The organism is Methylocaldum gracile, assembly GCF_053646815.1.
Genome location: NZ_CM132196.1, coordinates 358209 through 375507, shown reverse-complemented (window position 1 = coordinate 375507; position 17299 = coordinate 358209). Strand labels below are relative to the sequence as shown.

Annotated in this window: 18 protein-coding genes; 10 read left to right on the top strand and 8 right to left on the bottom strand. The window is 59.8% G+C overall.

Annotated elements, in window-relative coordinates:
- Positions 1–21: 21 nt before the first annotated feature.
- On the bottom strand, positions 22–1845 hold the full coding sequence (locus tag ACWJJK_RS01660; protein ID WP_434110390.1) for a glycoside hydrolase family 15 protein: 1824 nt from the start codon (positions 1843–1845) through the stop codon (positions 22–24).
- 579 nt (positions 1846–2424) lie between these two features.
- Between ACWJJK_RS01660 and ACWJJK_RS01655 the strand changes: the two genes are divergently transcribed.
- The gene (locus ACWJJK_RS01655; protein ID WP_454128593.1) at positions 2425–3396 is read left to right on the top strand and encodes a DUF5996 family protein; all 972 of its coding nucleotides are present in this window, start codon (positions 2425–2427) and stop codon (positions 3394–3396) included.
- On the opposite strand, the gene ACWJJK_RS01650 is transcribed toward ACWJJK_RS01655, so the two are convergent.
- Both ACWJJK_RS01650 and ACWJJK_RS01645 read right to left on the bottom strand, forming a co-directional pair.
- On the bottom strand, positions 3393–4253 hold the full coding sequence (locus tag ACWJJK_RS01650) for a pirin family protein (RefSeq protein WP_077730248.1): 861 nt from the start codon (positions 4251–4253) through the stop codon (positions 3393–3395). The genes ACWJJK_RS01655 and ACWJJK_RS01650 overlap by 4 nt on opposite strands.
- A 23-nt stretch (positions 4254–4276) precedes the next feature.
- Positions 4277–4915: an FMN-dependent NADH-azoreductase gene (locus ACWJJK_RS01645; protein WP_077730247.1), complete on the bottom strand. Its 639-nt coding sequence runs from the start codon at positions 4913–4915 to the stop codon at positions 4277–4279.
- 43 nt (positions 4916–4958) lie between these two features.
- On the opposite strand from ACWJJK_RS01645, the gene ACWJJK_RS01640 reads away from it, so the two are divergent.
- From ACWJJK_RS01640 to ACWJJK_RS01630, 3 genes are all read left to right on the top strand, one after another.
- Complete coding sequence (locus ACWJJK_RS01640) at positions 4959–5936, top strand: LysR family transcriptional regulator (RefSeq protein WP_454128592.1); 978 nt, start codon at positions 4959–4961, stop codon at positions 5934–5936.
- 313 nt (positions 5937–6249) lie between these two features.
- Positions 6250–7746: a metallophosphoesterase gene (locus tag ACWJJK_RS01635; protein WP_454128591.1), complete on the top strand. Its 1497-nt coding sequence runs from the start codon at positions 6250–6252 to the stop codon at positions 7744–7746.
- A 1-nt stretch (position 7747) separates the two neighbouring features.
- Complete coding sequence (locus tag ACWJJK_RS01630) at positions 7748–9760, top strand: CHAT domain-containing protein (protein WP_434110394.1); 2013 nt, start codon at positions 7748–7750, stop codon at positions 9758–9760.
- A gap of 478 nt (positions 9761–10238) precedes the next feature.
- Here ACWJJK_RS01630 and ACWJJK_RS01625 read toward each other — a convergent pair whose 3' ends face one another.
- Together ACWJJK_RS01625 and ACWJJK_RS01620 are read right to left on the bottom strand one after the other, a co-directional pair.
- Positions 10239–10511 carry a hypothetical protein gene (locus ACWJJK_RS01625; protein WP_077730244.1) on the bottom strand — a complete coding sequence of 91 codons (273 nt, stop codon included), beginning with the start codon at positions 10509–10511 and terminating at the stop codon, positions 10239–10241.
- Between the two features lie 1077 nt (positions 10512–11588).
- Positions 11589–11837: a hypothetical protein gene (locus ACWJJK_RS01620; RefSeq protein ID WP_143735161.1), complete on the bottom strand. Its 249-nt coding sequence runs from the start codon at positions 11835–11837 to the stop codon at positions 11589–11591.
- A gap of 131 nt (positions 11838–11968) precedes the next feature.
- Between ACWJJK_RS01620 and ACWJJK_RS01615 the strand changes: the two genes are divergently transcribed.
- Positions 11969–12469, top strand: coding sequence for a hypothetical protein (locus ACWJJK_RS01615; RefSeq protein ID WP_077730242.1), 501 nt, complete (start codon positions 11969–11971; stop codon positions 12467–12469).
- Positions 12470–12889: 420 nt separating this feature from the next.
- Here the strand turns inward: ACWJJK_RS01615 and ACWJJK_RS01610 are convergent, their stop codons facing one another.
- Positions 12890–13186, bottom strand: a complete 297-nt coding sequence (locus tag ACWJJK_RS01610) for a helix-turn-helix domain-containing protein (protein ID WP_077730241.1) — start codon at positions 13184–13186, stop codon at positions 12890–12892.
- Between the two features lie 90 nt (positions 13187–13276).
- Between ACWJJK_RS01610 and ACWJJK_RS01605 the strand changes: the two genes are divergently transcribed.
- From ACWJJK_RS01605 to ACWJJK_RS01590, 4 genes are all read left to right on the top strand, one after another.
- A complete protein-coding gene (locus tag ACWJJK_RS01605; RefSeq protein WP_077730240.1) occupies positions 13277–13489 on the top strand; it encodes a hypothetical protein in 213 nt (70 codons plus the stop codon).
- 22 nt (positions 13490–13511) lie between these two features.
- Positions 13512–13763: a hypothetical protein gene (locus ACWJJK_RS01600; RefSeq protein WP_077730239.1), complete on the top strand. Its 252-nt coding sequence runs from the start codon at positions 13512–13514 to the stop codon at positions 13761–13763.
- Between the two features lie 16 nt (positions 13764–13779).
- Positions 13780–13968 (top strand): hypothetical protein, encoded by a 189-nt coding sequence (locus tag ACWJJK_RS01595; RefSeq protein WP_077730238.1) that lies wholly within the window; start codon positions 13780–13782, stop codon positions 13966–13968.
- Positions 13969–14411: 443 nt separating this feature from the next.
- Complete coding sequence (locus ACWJJK_RS01590) at positions 14412–15053, top strand: hypothetical protein (RefSeq protein ID WP_077730237.1); 642 nt, start codon at positions 14412–14414, stop codon at positions 15051–15053.
- Positions 15054–15099: 46 nt separating this feature from the next.
- Here ACWJJK_RS01590 and ACWJJK_RS01585 read toward each other — a convergent pair whose 3' ends face one another.
- Positions 15100–15309, bottom strand: a complete 210-nt coding sequence (locus ACWJJK_RS01585; RefSeq protein WP_133717466.1) for a zf-HC2 domain-containing protein — start codon at positions 15307–15309, stop codon at positions 15100–15102.
- A 1-nt stretch (position 15310) separates the two neighbouring features.
- The gene (locus tag ACWJJK_RS01580; protein WP_454128590.1) at positions 15311–15880 is read right to left on the bottom strand and encodes a sigma-70 family RNA polymerase sigma factor; all 570 of its coding nucleotides are present in this window, start codon (positions 15878–15880) and stop codon (positions 15311–15313) included.
- A gap of 227 nt (positions 15881–16107) precedes the next feature.
- On the opposite strand from ACWJJK_RS01580, the gene ACWJJK_RS01575 reads away from it, so the two are divergent.
- Positions 16108–16854 carry a DUF547 domain-containing protein gene (locus ACWJJK_RS01575; RefSeq protein WP_077730223.1) on the top strand — a complete coding sequence of 249 codons (747 nt, stop codon included), beginning with the start codon at positions 16108–16110 and terminating at the stop codon, positions 16852–16854.
- Positions 16855–17299 lie beyond the last annotated feature (445 nt).

The window sequence follows — 17299 nt, the reverse complement described above, 5'->3', positions numbered from 1 at the left end:
TCGCTCGAATGTCGAATGGAATTACGGTGCCGATCGGGCTTGCTCGGCCTCGGCAATCGCCCACGCGGCGTTGATCAAGCCGATATGGCTGAAGGCTTGCGGGAAGTTGCCGAGCAGCTCGCCCGTGCTCGGATCGACCTCTTCGGCGAGCAGGCCCACATCGTTGGCATAAACGGCGCCGCGGGCCAGGATGCCCTTGGCGCGCTCGACCTGTCCTGCCAAAGCGACTGCGTGGGCAAGCCAGAAAGTGCAGAGCAGGAAAGTGCCCTCCTCTCCTTTCAACCCGTCGTCGGCGCGATAGCGGAATACCAGCCCCCGTTTGTCCGTCAACTCCCGCTCGATCGCATCGATCGTCGCCAGCATGCGGGGATCGTCCGCCGGCAGGAAGCCGACCAGCGCCATCATCAGGACCGAAGCATCGAGCTCGTCCGAACCGAACGCCTGAGTAAAGGACTGAGCCCGCTCGCTCCAACCCTGGGTAAGAATCGCCTGGCGGATTTCCTCGCGGACGGCGCGCCAGCGCTCGACACGATCCGCGGCGCCGAGCAGATCTGCGAGCCCGATGGCCCGGTCGAGGGCGACCCAGCACATCAGTTTCGAGTACAGGAAGTCTCGCGGCGGACCGCGGATTTCCCAAATGCCCTGATCCGGATCGCGGTAATAACGACCGGCAGCGTCGGCGACATCGGCGAGAAAATTACGGGTGATGGGATCGAGAGTGGTGAGCTGTCCCTGTAGCCGGTACGCTGCGTTCAACAGCTCGCCGTAGACATCGAGCTGCCGCTGATTCCAGGCGCCATTGCCGACCCGGACCGGACGGCTGGCCCGCCAGCCGGACAGATGTGGCAGCTCGCGTTCGGTCAGATCGTGCTCGCCGCCGATGCCGAACATGATCTGCATATCCACGCCGCGCTCGATCTGGGTCAAGGCCGAGCCTGCCAAGAAGTCGAAGAATTTATAGGCTTCGTCCGGACAGGCCGCCACCCACAGCGCTTCCAGGGTGAAACTCGCATCGCGCACCCAAGTGTAGCGGTAGTCCCAATTGCGGCTGCCGCCCACGGCTTCCGGCAGCGAAGTCGTCGGTGCGGCCACGATGGCGCCGGTCGGAAAATAGGTCAGCCCCTGAAGCACGCGCCCGCTGTGGCGGACGAGCTCCCGCCACGGTCCTTCGTAGTTCTGGTGGAGATCGGACCAGCTGCGCCAGGCGGTGATGGTGTCGTCCAACCGTTCGGCGATATCCGCTTCGGTCCAGACTCGAGGCGCGGCTTCGGAACTCGAACGATGCTGCAAGGCGAAGTCCAGGCGTTGGCCGGCTTCGATTCTCACGCCCGCCCATGCCGTCGAACGGGTGATTTGAAACGGCACGGGCGAACTGAGATGGAGCACCGAGGCGCCGCCCCGCGCGGATACGCCGCCAACGACCGGAACCAACAAGGGAAAGACCAGCCCATACTCCGGCCGGGGCGCGTACTCGATCTCGAGGTCTGCGTGCCCGGCCAGGCATCGGACGCTGCGGATCAGGGTATGCGGCGCGTCGGCGCCGAGCTGGTGGCCGCGTTCGTTGGGTCCCATCGCCAGCGCGTCGGTCAGAACCACGGTGCCGGTCGGCGTCTCGAAGGTCGTTTCAAGCACCAGGGTGCCGTCGAGATACCGGCGGCGCGTCGATGCTTGGCCAACCGGGCGGATGGCCCAATGGCCGCCGTCCGTATCCAGAAGCCGCGAGCAGATCGCGGGCGCGTCGAAACGGGCAAAGTTAAGCCAGTCGACCGAGCCGGCGCGGCTGACCAGGCCGGCCCCGTGGCAATCGGACAGAAAGGCGTAGTCAGCGATGGGAAGCTGGCTCACGGCTGTATCTCCAGTCGGATGGGACGCAGGACAAGCACCGAACGCACGGAGTGAGACCTTGATCGATTCGACCGACAGGGCATGCGGGAGTGCCTTCGCTCCGTCTGAAACCGGAAGCTCTGACAAAGGTAAATCATGGCGGCATGCGGAACTCCGGAACGGCCGGACCTCGCGAGAAATCAAACCAGATGTTGGTTCCCAACCTCAAGGTTGGGAACCCAAGTCTTGGAAGCTCCGGCTTCCTGCCCTTTGCGAGGCTGGAGCTTCCAAGGCCGTATTCCCAAGCAGGAGCTCTCATCGTTATACACAACTTACGAGCGACCCGAAACGTGCCCGGACCCGCCATTCCGGCAGGGAAGCCGGAATCCAGCCACACGGAGGTGAAGCGGCGGGCCGGAGCTGTGCTTCGGATAAGCCAGCGTGCGACCGGCCGGTTACCATCCATGGCCCTGGATTCCGTCGTCCATGGACGGAATGACGGTGACGACCACCCGCTGGGTCTTGTGTATAACGATGAGAGCAGGAGCTTGGGAACAAGCGGAAGTAGACGTTGAAATTCCCCGCTCGATGGAGGTCACCATGACGAGCCAGAACGCTTCGAGCACCATCAACGACAATTCGGCCTGGCCGGACCTGCCTTTGCAGGCATGGCAAGACACCTATGCGACCTTGCATATGTGGACACAGATCGTCGGCAAAATCCGGCTGGCCTTGACGCCCTGGATCAACCACTCCTGGCATGTCGTGCTTTATCTGACGACATCCGGGCTGACGACCTCGCCGATTCCCTATCGTGACCGAACGTTCCAGATCGATTTCGATTTTATCGAGCATCGACTCGTGATCCGGACCAGCGACGGCGCGGCGCGACAATTCCCGCTTCTACCCTGCACGGTGGCCGATTTCTACCGGGAAATTTTTGCCGCGCTTCGGGCGCTGGATATCGAGGTCGCCATACGGAAAAAACCCAACGAGGTCGCCCGCGCGATTCCCTTCGACCAGGATCGGGAACACGCCGCCTACGATGCCGAGCACGCCCACCGGTGCTGGAGGGTGCTGGCCCAGGCGGATAGCGTATTCAAGGCATTCCGCGCGCGCTATATCGGCAAATGCAGTCCGGTGCATTTTTTCTGGGGCAGCTTCGACCTGGCGGTCACACGCTTCTCCGGCCGGCGCGCGCCCGAACACCCCGGCGGCGTGCCCAATCTTCCCGATTGGGTAGTCCGCGAGGCCTATTCCCATGAGGTAAGCAGTTGCGGCTTCTGGCCGGGTAACGATGCTGTCCCGTTTCCAGCCTTCTACGCCTATGCCTACCCTGAACCGAAAGGTTTTCCGGACGCACGGGCACGTCCCGAAAGCGCGTTTTACAGCTCCGAGCTCAAGGAATTCGTCCTGCCTTATTCCGAGGTGCGGCAGGCGGATTCACCCGGCCGGCTGCTGCTGGAGTTTCTCCAAAGCACCTATGACGCGGCCGCCGATCTGGGACACTGGGATCGGCCGTCGTTGGAACGGAGCCTATCCGGCAAAGAGCCTACCTTCCCCACGACCTAAAACTTGCCCGAGCGGAAATCGTGCATGGCCTGTTCGACCTCGTCGCGCGTGTTCATCACGAAAGGTCCCCACTGCACGATCGGCTCGTTGAGGGGACGGCCGGCGACGAGCAACGATCGAGCCCCGCGCGAAGCCGTCAGCCGCACGCCATCGGCATCCGCGCGGTTGGTCAGGACCGCGAGCTGGCGGGCGCGCACCGGCTCGCCGCGTGTGCCGACCCCGACTTCGCCTTCGTAAACGTACAGAAACGCGTTATGTCCCCCAGGGATCGGCGCCTCGTAAGCGCTTCCGGCCGGCATTTCGAGATCGAGATAGAGCGGCTCGGTCGCCTCGCGCCTGACCGCGCCGCCGATGCCCGCAACCGATCCGGCGATGATCCGGATGGTCACGCCTTCGGCCGTGGTGGTGCTCGGGATCGCTTCCGCCGAAATGTCCCGGTAGCCGGGCTCGGTCATCTTCTCGCGCGCGGGCAGATTGATCCAAAGCTGGAAACCGTGCATCAGCCCCTGCTCCTGCTCGGGAAGCTCGGAATGGATGATGCCTCGACCCGCCGTCATCCATTGCACGCCGCCGGCAGCCAGCAAGCCCTCGTGGCCGGCGTTGTCGCGATGCCGCATGCGTCCCGCGAGCATATAGGTCACGGTCTCGAAGCCCCGATGGGGATGATCGGGAAAGCCGGCGAGATAGTCGTCCGGATTGTCGGAGCGGAACTCGTCGAGCATCAGAAAGGGATCGAGCCGCCGCTGCAAGTCCGGGGTCAGCACGCGCAGCAGTTTTACGCCCGCACCGTCCGAAACGGCATTGCCGGTGACCAGTCGCTCGACCTCGCGGGTAACAAAATTCGGAGAGGTGGTCATGGGTGTTCTCCTCAAACAATTTGTCAAACATCGATCGGTTTCGCCGCAGTCGTTACCGCTCGGGAACCGACAAGCCGGGCGATCTGCCCGAGCGCATCGGTTTCCGCTTGCCCCTTGGCGGTCTCCCCCAAAGCCAGTCCTTCGGCATAGACGAAATTGACGTCCGTCATCCCGAGGAAACCCAGCACATTGCGCAGGTAAGCGGTTTGGGTGTCCTGCGGCGTGCCACGATGGACTCCGCCGCGGGCGGCGAGCACGAACACCTGTTTGTCTTGGACCAAACCGACCGGGCCGTTTTCCGTGTACTCGAACGTGATTCCGGCGCGGGCGACGTGGTCGATCCAGGCTTTGAGAGTCGACGGGATGCCGAAGTTGTACATGGGAACGCCGAGCACGAGGACATCCGCCGCCTGAAGCTCCGCAATCAGTTCGTCCGAAAGTTCCACTGCCGCCCGCTGCTCGGGAGTGCGCCGTTCGGCCGGCGCGAAGAAGCCTGTGATTGCGGTCTCGTCCAAGTGCGGAATCGGCTCGCGGCCGAGGTTGCGGGTGACGATCCTGTCCTCCGGATGCCGCGCGCGCCACTGAGTGATGAAAGCGTCGGCGAAGCGGTTGGCGTTGCCGGTGTCGGACAAACTGGTCTTGATTTGCAGCACGTTGGCCATGGCGATCTCCTGGTAAGAATCGATAGACGGCACCAGGATAGGTTTGTATGACTCGATTAAAAAGCGCAAAATTCTGGGCATTCTTATCGAAGAATTCGATCATATGAAGATTCCCCGGACCACTCTCGAGCAATGGCGGGTATTGCAGGCGATCGTGGAATACGGCGGATTCGCCCAGGCCGCCGAAGCGCTGCATCGCAGCCAGTCGTCCGTCAGCTATACGGTCGGCCGGCTGCAGGAGCGGCTCGGCCTGAAACTGCTGGAGATTCACGGCCGCAAGGCAAAGCTCACCGAATCGGGAGAGACGCTTCTGCGCCACGCCGAAGAACTGCTCGGCGAAGCGCTTAAACTGGAGAAACTGGCCCACAGTCTGGTGCAGGGGTGGGAAGCGGAAATCCGGCTGGTGGTCGACGCGTTGTTCCCCACTCCCCTTCTGCTGCGCATGCTGAGGGAATTTGCGCCCCTCAGCCCGCACACGCGCGTGCTGCTCAGTGAAGAGGTGCTGTCCGGCACCGACGAGGCGCTGATCATGGGCCGCGCCGATCTCGCGATCGGCGGACAAGTCCCGCCGGGATTTTTGGGAGATCACGTGCTGGACGTGGAACTCGTTGCCGTGGCTCATCCCGACCACCCGCTACACCGGCTCGGACGAACCCTGGATGCCGATGACTTGAACCGGGAGCTGCACGTCGTCGTGAGCGATTCGGGCACGCTGGCGCCGCGCGATTCCGGGTGGCTCGGCGCGACGCGGCGCTGGAGCGTGACCAGTCCCGAGAAGCGGATAGCCTTGTTATGCGCGGGGCTGGGCTTCGGCTGGATTCCGTGCCATCTGATCGAGGAGCCGCTCGCCTCCGGCCGGCTCAAGCCGCTGCCCCTGCGCGATGGACAGCGCCGAAAGGTGCCGCTGTATCTCATCTTCGCCCAGCCCAAGCTTGCCGGCCCCGCCACCCGCAAGCTGGCCGAACTGATCCGCGCCTGCGCCGCCGAAGGCGGAACCGGGATGAACAGCGGTTCCGTCTAGCCCGCAGTTCTCCGATTTCTCCCGCAGCGGACTCCGATTCGCTTGGCTTGTTGGCGAGCTGTGCTCTGTCTCACCGTGGGGAAGGACATTGTAAAAGCTGCCTCTGTGCATGAATCTTTACACAAATCGTCACCCCGGCAAGGAAGGGTGTCTTCGGTGCTCCCGAAGACACCGTTTGCGATCGGAAGGATGTCTCCGGCGCTCATCGAGCTTAAAGCCTATCCTTTATAAAACCGTCGAATCGGAATTATCATCCGCGCTTGCAGCGGACGTCATACGAACACTTTGGACTTATCAAGGGGGGGGTAGGAACATGAGCGAGTTCCCGGCTTACGACGAGGTGCATGTCATCTCCGATATCCACATGGGCGGCAAGCCCGGCTTCCAGATCCTTAGGGAGACCCAGCGTCTCGCCAACTATATCCGGTGGGTGGCGGCGCAGCGTCCCGAAGGGCGCGTCGCGCTGATTCTGAACGGCGACGTGTTCGACACCCTGGCCGAGGACATCCGGGGCTACGTCGCCGTCGACGAGGCGACGGCCACGCTGACGCGGATCATGGACGACAAGTCGTTCTCCGGAATTTGGGAGGCTCTCGCGGATTTCGTGAAGAAGAAAGGACGCACGCTGGTGATCGTCATCGGCAACCACGACATCGAAGTGTCCTTTCCCTCGGTCCAGCGCCTGATTCTGTCGCGGCTCGCGGGCGAAGACCTTCTCGCCAGGGCAAGGATCGAATTCTCCACCACCGGCGCGGGCCACACCTGCCTGGTCGGCAATGCCCGCGTCTTCTGCACCCACGGCAACGAAGTCGACGCCTGGAACTACAACCGCTACGAAGATCTGGCGAAAGTCGCGCGGCGCCTGAATGCCGGCCGTTCGCTCGAACCGAGCGAATGGTACCCGAACGCTGGTACCCGCATGGTCAAGGAAGTCATGAACGAGGTAAAGCGCCGGTACGCGTGGATCGATCTGCTCAAACCTGAGACCTCCGCCGCCGTCGGAACCCTGGTGGTGCTCGATCCTTCCCAGGCGGCCAAGATCAACAGCCTGCTGTCGATCCTGGGCGAACGCCAACGGGGCAGCGGACAGGTGGACCAGCGCCTGTCGGCGGAAGGATTCCAGCCCCGCCAGGCGACCGGCGCGCCCGCCATCACGGTCGATCAGCTGCTGGGGCCGAACGTTTCGGCCGGCATCCAGGGCGGAGGCCCGGCCGGCGCACAAACCGCCGACGACATGTTGCTGGCCGCCGAGAAGGGCTTCAAGCAACCCGGCGCTCGCGCGACACCCGCGAACGAAACTCTGGGTACCGGCGGCCTGATCTGGGATCGCCTCACCGGCTGGATCACCGGGGTCGGCAAGGACGAAGCGCTGCGGCGCGCGCTCAAGGACTGGCTCGCGGACGACAAGACCTTCGACATCACCGACCAGGACGACACTTACAAGCAGGTGACGGCTTCGGTGGGTGCTTCCACCGACTTCATCGTCACCGGCCATACCCATCTCGAACGTGCCATCGACATGGGCGGCTCCCGCTACTATTTCAACAGCGGCACCTGGATCCGCCTGATGCGGTTCAGCGATGCCATGCTCAAGGACACGGCCTCTTTCAAGCCGGTGTATGAGGCGCTGACCGACGGCGGGATGGCGGCCATCGACAAGGCGAAATTCGGCGGCGAATCGTTCGTGATGGATCAAGCCAGCGCAGTCTCGATCTCGCTGGAAGACGGAAAAGTCGTCGGCCGTCTGACCCATATCGAGGGCGACGGCACGGGCAAGCCGCGGGTTATCGAACAATTCGCGAGGCCCTGAGATGAGCGAAATTCGCAACGTCAAACTCGAACTGCTCAGGCCGGGGCCCGCGCACAATCAATTGTTGTCGCCGCTGACGCCGTATCTCGCGCTGTGCGGCGCCGACGGTCCGGTGACCGTACACATGCCGTTCGAGCAACGGCAACTGCTCAACCGGCTCGAACGCCTGCGGTACGACATAGACGGAAGCCCCGTCGCCGCCTCGCAGCGCGAAAGCGAGATGCGGGAAATGGGCGAGGCGATCGGGCGGGTGCTCGGACAGGTTCCGGCGCTGCTCTCGGAACTGTCCGACCCGCGGGCCGACGGCGGGAAACTCGTGCATCTCAGGCTTTCGCTGTCCTCTTTCGAGCTGGGCATGGTGCCTTTCGAAACGGCTATCGCGCCGGACGGTTTCCCCGGTTCCGGATCTCCCCTGTTCCTGCAGTCGCGCACCCCTATCGTGATGACCCGGGAAGTCCGGCGCGGACGGCCGCTGCCGGTCGACTGGAACCGCCCTCCGCGCATCCTGTTCGCGTTCGCATCGCCCGGCGGCCTCCCGCCGGTGCCGGCGCAAGACCATTTGCACGCGATCCGGCGAGCGATCGATCCCTGGATCAAGATCAAGGACACGCCCGAGGAACGCATCCGGGAGGTCAAGCAGATCCTGACGGTGCTGCCCAATGCCAGCCTGGAGCAGATTCGGGAAGCCTGCTCGACCACCCAGTACGCTTACGTGCACATCCTGGCCCACGGCGCGCCGATCAATAACTCCGGCGACCGCCACTACGGCGTCATGCTGTGCAGCGATTCCAATTCCGCGCAAGGCGACGTGGTCGACGGCGAACGCCTGGCGATCGTACTCACGGCGCGGGACTCCTCCGGGACAACCAAATATCGCCCCAACGTGGTCACGCTCGCGACCTGCGATTCCGGCAACATCGAGTCGGTGCTGATACCCGGCGGCAGCATCGCTCACGAGCTCCACGCGGCAGGCATTCCCTGGGTCATCGCCTCGCAATTCCCCCTCTGGATGCGGGCCTCCTCGATCGCGGCCGAGGTGCTCTACAGCGGCCTTTTGAGCGGCACCGATCCCCGCTGGGTGCTCTACGACCTGCGCCAACGGCTTCGTACCGATTCGCCCGGCACCCATGACTGGGCGAGCATCGTCTGCTACGCGACCGTGCCCTGGAACTTCGAGCGGCAGGTGGACGCCTTCCGCGACGAACGCATCCGCAGCCGGCTCGAGGTGAAGTTCGACCGGATCGACGAACTGGTCGGCGCCAACGCGGACGGCCGGAGAGCCGCCGAGGCGCGCAACCCCGCCGATCGGGATGCTGAACTGGAAGTTCTGTGCGAGTCGATCCGCGCCGAACTCAAGGCCTGGTGCGCCGAGCCCGTCACGGAGAAATCGCCTGCGCAAAAGGCCAAGCGTCTCGGCATGAATGCCGCCAGCGAGAAGCGCATCGGAATCGCCTATTTTCTGATCGCGGCAAGCGAAACCGGCGATGCCGAGGTCACCCGCGCGAAGCTGGAAAAAGGCAAGAAAGCCTATGCATCCTCTCGTGATCTCTATCGCGAAGCATTGGAGATCGAGCCTTCCAACCCGTGGGCCATTACGCAGTATCTTTCCATGCTGGCGATGCCGGTCCTGGCGGGCAGTGCCGAAGTTTGGAAGTCGCTCGCGAAGGATTACGGCCTCTGGTGGGCCGCCGCCCGGCAGCTCGCCCATTGGCAGCTTTACAAAACCGCGGGCGAAGAGCGCGCCTATGTGCTGGCCACACTCGCCGAACTCGCCCTGCTGGGTGTTGCCTATGGCGCGCCAAAATTCAGCGCCAGCCAGGCGGAACAGGAAATCAGGGAGTTCTGCGGTGAAATGCTCTGCCTGCTGGGTCCCGATGCCTTCCCGATTCTTTCGACCCAGCGCCAGTTCAGGCGCTATCTCGAGTATTGGCAGAGGGACCAGTGGAACGAATTGGCCAGAACCGCGCTATCGGCGCTAGGCGACGAATCCCTGTCCCAGGCGAAGCCTTGCTGACGGACAAGAGCAAGGTTCCGAGTCTTGTGTCCGGAGTCGGATGGATTATTCCATTCGGCATTCGAGTGAACATTCATCGTAGGGTGGGTTAGCGAAGCGTAACCCACCGATTCGAGGTCGCTCGGTGGGTTACGGCCTCGCGGCCTAACCCACCCTACGAAAATTAATGCCTTATTGAAAGCGATTTGGAATTAGGCGCGCACCGCCACGAACGGTTCCGTGACCACGGACTCTCTACGCGCCGTAACCCACCGGTTCCGCGGCTTGGCCCGGTGGGTTACGGCGCGCGGAAGCCCCTCAAGGAACGTGGCCGGTTCGATGCGATGCTCACCAAACCCGTCGTGCTTTGCGCGTTCCCGGATGGTCACGTCATCCGCCCCGCCTAACCCGAGCCAATGACGGAGCAACAGTCAAACAACGAACGCCCGACACCCGCTATCAGTGCAACCGCCCCAAGTGGCGGCGGTCGAGAATCGGCCTATCTCTCCTGGAGAGCTCGGCCGGTCGTAGGATTCTCGAACTCCGGCCATCGCTCCTCAAAACCGGGATCATAGATCGGTTCTTCGCCCAGAGCCGACAACCGACTATCGACGCATCGCGTGAAGTAGTCCTTTTCCACGCCTGCCTCGATATACTTCTTGGATTCGGCCAAACACCGAGCCTGAACCGCCCCGGCTAATTGCTGCCGCACCGCCGGATCCGACGCACATCCACCGATCAGACCCAACACAGCTAAAAACACGAAACGCATAACGCCTCCAAAATCCCTTTAGGCCCGTACCGACTCTACCCAAAGAAAAAACTCCGGTCAAAACCCAATGCCGGTCAGTTATTAATCAGGCCCGTAAATACCCTCCTGGTATTTCGGGCCGCCGCCCAGGCCGGTACACGCCCGGCCTGGGCTCACGCGGCTTGTCGCCGCGCCGGGGCATCCCTGCCCCGGATTAACCCGGCCTTATATTTATAGGCCGGGTTAATAAGCGTCATGCTAGCGGCGAATGCCGAAACGATAGGCCTTAGGACTGGCTGCCAATTACATCCCCGTCTACTTGAAAACGATTTCGCAGTAGGGTGGGTTAGGCGCGCATCGCATCGAACCTGCCAGGTTCCTGTGGGTGTTTCCGCGCGCCGTAACCCGCCGGTTCCGCGGCCTGGCTGCCGTACGATTAGAGCGTTTTTCATCCCGGTGTACGGATTCATGTCGGGCGGGAAGCACGTAGGTCGGCAATCCCTTGCCGACTTATCGGCTCGACAAAGGACTTTGTGGGAAGGGGCGTCCTGGCGCTCCAATCGCAAACGGTCATCCCAGGAGCGCCGGGATGACCCTTCCAATCGCAAACGGTCATCCCAGGAGCGCTGGGATGACCCTTCCAATCGCAAACGGCCTGGCCGGGAGCGCCGGCCAGGCCCTTCCCAGGACGGCCGTTTGCGATTGGGAAGGGATTGCCGACCTACATATCGGGCTCCCTGATACCGGATCGGAAAATTCTCTAGGCGCGAGCGCATCATAAGACAACAGGGCGGTAGTTTTGAGCTTGGTTCGCTTTTACCCCTTTGCCGCTGGAAGACTTTACCGAGCAGAGTGAAGCTTTCCGAAAGGCCGTAACGCCGCCTCCAATCCTTTTTCTATCTATTCGTAAGTTCTGGCTTACACGATTTTCAGCCTTTTCCGACTCAAACCTGGCTTTTTTGAGCCGCGAAGTCACTAGACTTATCTGCTGGGATTATTCGAAACGACGTTTAAACATGGGTTACCGTCGCCGATATCGTCGCAAACGCTCGCGGTCAGGGGGTGTTGAGTGACACGACTCACATTGCAAACCGTTTGTCATGGAAAGGTGCAGTGCTCTTTGGCCTTGTACTGTTTGTGATGTTCTATTGGTTGCTGCCGGCGTGGATGAATCATCTCCTTGAAAGCCGTCGCAGCAGCATGTTTTTCCCTGCGGTTGAGGCGATCTTCACTCGGCGGATTCATTGGCTTCAATGGTTGGGCATCGCCTTTGCCTTGATCTGCGGTTTTTTCGCCGTTAGCAACTATTTGTCCGCCGGTCGCCTGAGCCCTAAAGGTGAGCGCCATGTGAGTTTCTTTAGTCGGCTCTTGGCCAGGTTCCTGGATTGATCGGCGTAAATTGGGCCAATCTTATTCATTCTTCCAACCTAATTTGGCACCGCCGCAGGCGGATCATCAACAACTTTTCGGAGATTTAGATGCGCATGTTGCTATTGGTCGCAATCCTGGCCGGAGTCAGCTGGTATTACTTCATCGGCGGGCGCAAGATCTCGGACGATCAGGTCAGGGCCTTCTACCAAATGCAGACCCACGCGACGTTGAGCCGCAATCCAGAAGCGCTCTGCAATTTATTGGATAACGACTTTGAGAGTCGCGGCATATCAGTCGTTTACGGTCAACGAGTGGAGGTCACGCAGAACAAAGAGCAAACCTGCGCGGCCTACAAACAGATGTACCAGGGGATAGCTGACATCGGAGCGCGCCTAGGCGGTATAGCCACGCTCGGCTACGAGCATCACATTGATGAAGTCGAGGTCTCGTCGAATCGGAAATCCGCCATTGCGTCCGTTCACTTCGCCCTTACTGTCGCCGGCTCCGTCATGCAATATCGCGGGCACTCCAAAGATACGCTGATCCGCCGAGCCGGCCGCGTTCTCCTCCTGCGCAGTGAAGAGAAATCGAGCATCGGCAATGGCTAGCCGGTATCCAACAATTGGTTCGTAGGACAACGTCGGAAACAGCGGACGAATCTCGCTTTTCCTTTCGAGTTAGAGGCTGTTTTCTATTCACCCGATGTTGGCCGAACTCTCGAACAATCTCTTATCTTTTCCGTTTTCTCAAATTCAGCCAGGACAAACCCGAAACGGACAGCAAAAGAGTGAGAGGTAGAGAAACGTCTTAAAAATTGCTTACTGGTAGGAACACGGGGAGGATCGCCGCGACACTGTTTCCGAAAAGTTATGAGAAGCTCCGTAAGCATCCCTTGATTCTTACGTCGTCCATAGCTAACAGAAATCGATGGATTCCGGCGAGTTACATTATCGACGGAACTGTACGGGGATTTGGGTGAAGTTGATATCCCCCAAAATGTCGCCGATCGGCTATTGTCCTCCCTCCCGTCAGCGCTTCTCCGGCGACGGCTCGGCCACTTTCAAATATCTCTGCGATTCCTTGATTTCGGGGCTGATTTGCCCGGCATCGGGCAGGACCTTTCCCGTACAAAGCCAATAACCGTACTGTGGCCATTCGTTGGAAATCGCCTCGATATGCCAGGCGTAAACCTTCTGCTTCTTGTGTTCCAAATTGCTGAGCTGGTTCGTTCCTATCCCTGTCTTTTGGGCGAATTCGTCCCTCGTCAGGCCTAATGTCTTCCGTAGCTGCTTAATTCGGTCGTTCGCGGCAAATTCGTCAAGCATAGATCTCATACTTGTACTATTTACCGTAATGTATAAAATACATGTTCAAATAGCATGTTATTTCCCAATGTAACGCAATGAGGGGACATTATGGACGAACAGGCCATCCGTCAAGTTCTGTTGCTGCCGCACGTGCAGGTGATGCACCGGGAGAAGTTCGCGGAACTGGTGGGGGTATCGCCGGGCGTGGTGGAGGGGTGGGTCGATCGGGGTCAGGTGGACAGCATCGTCATCGGCAAGCATCGGTTGATCAACATGGTCAAGCTCACCCTGCGCTGCCTCGAGCAGGAGGCGTATTTCTAGCCAAGCCACAGGGAAAGCACCGATGTCTATCTATCAAACCAAGATGCCCCTCGGCGATCTCCACGCTGCCTGTCAGTCGATTGTGACCCGGCTGGTCGACTATGTCCGCCGCGGCGGCAGTGTCGAGCTCGGCTATTTGATGTACCGGAATCAGCTTCAAGGCTTTCTCCTCTTCACTGCCGGAACTGCGGGAGAGTCGATCGTCAAACATGCGCAAAACGCCCTGGACGCCGAGTACCGGCGCTTGACAAGCCGGCGCAATCCGGGCGAATAGTCCCTCTACCCAGAAGATGAAAACATCCGACAACCACGCCGGCGAACGCCCGATGAGCCTCCCCCGTTTCTCAAGGTTTCTGGCCCGAACCGAGACCCACATCGTTCTCGCCGCCCTCCTGCTCACCGCTGCCTGCATCGGCATCGGCGGCTTGATCGTCGATCGACTGGTGGCGCTTCGCCTCTTCACCGGGACGGGTGGTTAGATTCAGTCACGTGGGGCAGGCAAGGGCCCACTGGCGTTGCAATGCGGGCGCCGCACGCCCGGCAACGAATGCCTGATATCCCTTTTCTTATCGGTTCATTGCTTCGGCACGAAGAGCGATTTTCGACAAAGTCAATGCACTTTCTTTTATTCCGATATCCGGACGAAATACGAGGAACCGGTAGAGTTCGAGCGCTGTTGGTTTTAGCTAACAGTACAAGATCCCATATAAATCATCGACATGAATAACTTAAAGCGTAAAGCCGTTGGGCTGCCCCAACAGTGAAATCCGAAGCTCTTCGGTTCAGCAACCCTGATAAGCATCTGATTTTTCATGGTTATTCATGTTTGGCACGGTTTATTCAATACATCGGTCATGGATATGCAAACCGGCAGATCCAGATAAAACGAATTCAATAAACAAAACAAAAAGGACACAGTTCCATGATCAAGAAAACCGCTTTTTCCCTTTCCAGCCTCGTTGCAGCCGCATGTCTGGCTACCGCAGTGAATGCCGAGACCAATAACGCCTATCCCGGCGCCAATGGCAAACCGTTTCAAGCTTTGCAGGGGCAGGTAAACGATTTGCAGAGCCAGCTGGACCAGGTGAAAGCCTCCCTGCAAGCGCAAATCGACGAGGCAAGTGCCAAGATAGTCATGCTGAGCCAAACAGCCAGTGAACACGAAACCGAGCTGAGCACGCTGAATACTCAACTTAACCTGTTACAAAACCAGTTGGCCACTCTGGAACAGACCAAGCAGGACCGTATCAACGGCGCTTGCGAAGAAGGCTATGCCATCCAGGAGATTCTGTCGGACGGAACCACAATCTGCGCTCGCGACGGCGGCAACGGTTTCAAGTTCGTGAAAGAGACCTTTAACGTCCTGCCCGGCGTATACCTCAATGAGGTCCTGAAATGCCCTGCCTCTCACCCGGTCGTTACAGGCGGCGGCTACTACGAAGGCGGCACGGTCAGCGCCGTTGCCAGCAGGCCCACGCCGGAAGGGGACGGTTGGACGGTGTTCTACAGCGCTGTCGTTCCGGGGGACATTTTGATGATTCATGCGATTTGTACGGTTCAATGAACCATGAATTGATCGCTCCCCGTTTTAAGGCCGGCATTGCCGGCCTTTAACGCTTGACCGATTCTTTACGGCCTGTTTTTTCCAGATACTCCACATAACTCGCACCCGCCCGGCGCAGGAACAACATCTGTTTCTTGAAGTTGCTGCAGTGCCTGCACATCATCAGGTGCAGCCGCACTGCCATTCGCTCTCTCAGACTCAAGTGAACGTCCAATGACTTGGACACCAGCTCACTGACTTCCCGGCAGGAACGCATGTTATTTATCTCCGGTCTGCTGTTTGGCGAACCACCGCGCTTCCAGACATGCCCGCAATCTCATGCGGGCACGATGCAACGTAACCCAATAATTGGTCGAACTGAGGTTAGCTTCCTTACAGATTTCTTCCGGCTCCAATCCGACCAGTTCCCTGAGCATGAATACTTCGGCCTGACGCGCCGGCAGATTCTGCTGGCACCACTCGTAGATACGCCAGAACTCCTCCTGTTCCAGAGCATTTTCAGGATGCGACCAGACCTTGGGCGGTGAGTGCCAACTCCCTTCGGCGTTGAACAAGTGCTCCTCAATGTCCTCATCCGATCCAACTCGGTCCGGCTCGAACAAACGGGTTTCTCGTGCGTCACGACGCTGTTGGTCGGCGATCTTGTGCTTCAGGATCCCAATCAGCCAGGTACGCAACGATGAGCGTTCGGCAAAACCGGCATCGGACTGCAAGGCCGCCAGCAAGGTTTCCTGCACCACGTCTTCCGCCAAGTCGGCATCACGCAGATGCAGCAGCGCATAGCGGAACAATATCAGGCGGTGGTGTATCAGCGTGTCGTCGGTCAAGGCATGCCCCTTCAGTTTTCTTGTTCGCTTCGGGCCATTGTTCTGGTGCCTTTTCACTTTAACCTTTGCACTTTGCGGGCAACAAGCCGGCTGGAATTTCTCGATGCGCGCCTCGCAAGGAAACGTATATTTCACGCACTTTTGAACTCTTCGGCCAAATCAGTCGTAAGGTTCGGCCCCGGCCAGCGACTAAGGGACAAACTTTCAATTGTAAGAGGACTCGATCTATGACGAGGCACTGGCTTTTCCTATTCGGCCTTAGCATGGCGCTGGCCTTCCGAATTGGGTATGCGGCCGAACCGGACTGGAGCAACTACGGCCAGATTCTCGCGCGACACCTCAGCGAGCGCACCGTCGCCGGAACTCGTTTGGCATGGCTGAATTACACCGGGTTGAAAAGCGATCCGGCGTTCACGCTGGCGATCGCACAAATCGCTGCCTTTCCCGTGGACAATCTCAAGTCCCGCGAGGAAAAGCTGGCCTTCTACATCAACGCTTACAACATTCTGGCCATCAAGACCGTGCTGGATCACTGGCCGGTTGAGAGCATCAAGGATGTCGGCAATCTCCTCAATCCGGTGTGGAAGCGCCCGGTCGGCAATGTGGGCGGCAATGCCCTGAGCCTCGACGAGATCGAGAACGACATCCTGCGCAGACTGGGCGAGCCGCGCATCCACATGGCCATCGTCTGCGCCTCGAAAAGCTGCCCCGATTTACATCCGGAACCCTATACCGCGGCAAAGCTGAATATGCAGCTCGACTCCGCCAGCGCCAGCTATTTGAATAATCCCACCAAGGGCCTGCGGGTAGAGGGAACGGCGGTAAGGGTATCAAAAATCTTCGACTGGTTCGGCGAGGATTTCGAACAGAAGGGCGGCGTCGAGGCATTCATCCGGACTTATCGCCCGGACTTGCCGCAAGGCTTGGAAATCAAGGCCAATCTGCCCTATGACTGGACGCTGAACGGCGAATGACGCCCAAACAGCGGAGTTGAGATCATTGTCCAGCAGCGCGAAAACGAGAACGCTGCGGAGAGGGTCCGTGTCAGAGTCTCGAGTGTCATCAGTGTTCTCTTTGATTGAAACGACATGGAATGGATTCATCTGTTCTGTCGAACGCCCCCTGCCTCAGCATTTATTTGGCCACGACGGCAGACATCACAAGTCTCCGGCAAACAGCAGTTCGCCCCAATAGTGCCGGATCAGTCCAGCCAGTCGGCTACCGACCATCTTTCACTATATCGGTATAAACATTAGAGCATTTTCATACCTACTGTACGGGCACTCGCGAGTAGGTCGGGAATCCCTCCCAATCGCAAACGGTCGCTTTAGCCGCGACCCCTCCAATCGCAAACGGTCATCCGGGGAAGGGGCTGGCCGGCGCTCCCGGCTAGGCCGTTTGCGATTGGAAGGGTCATCC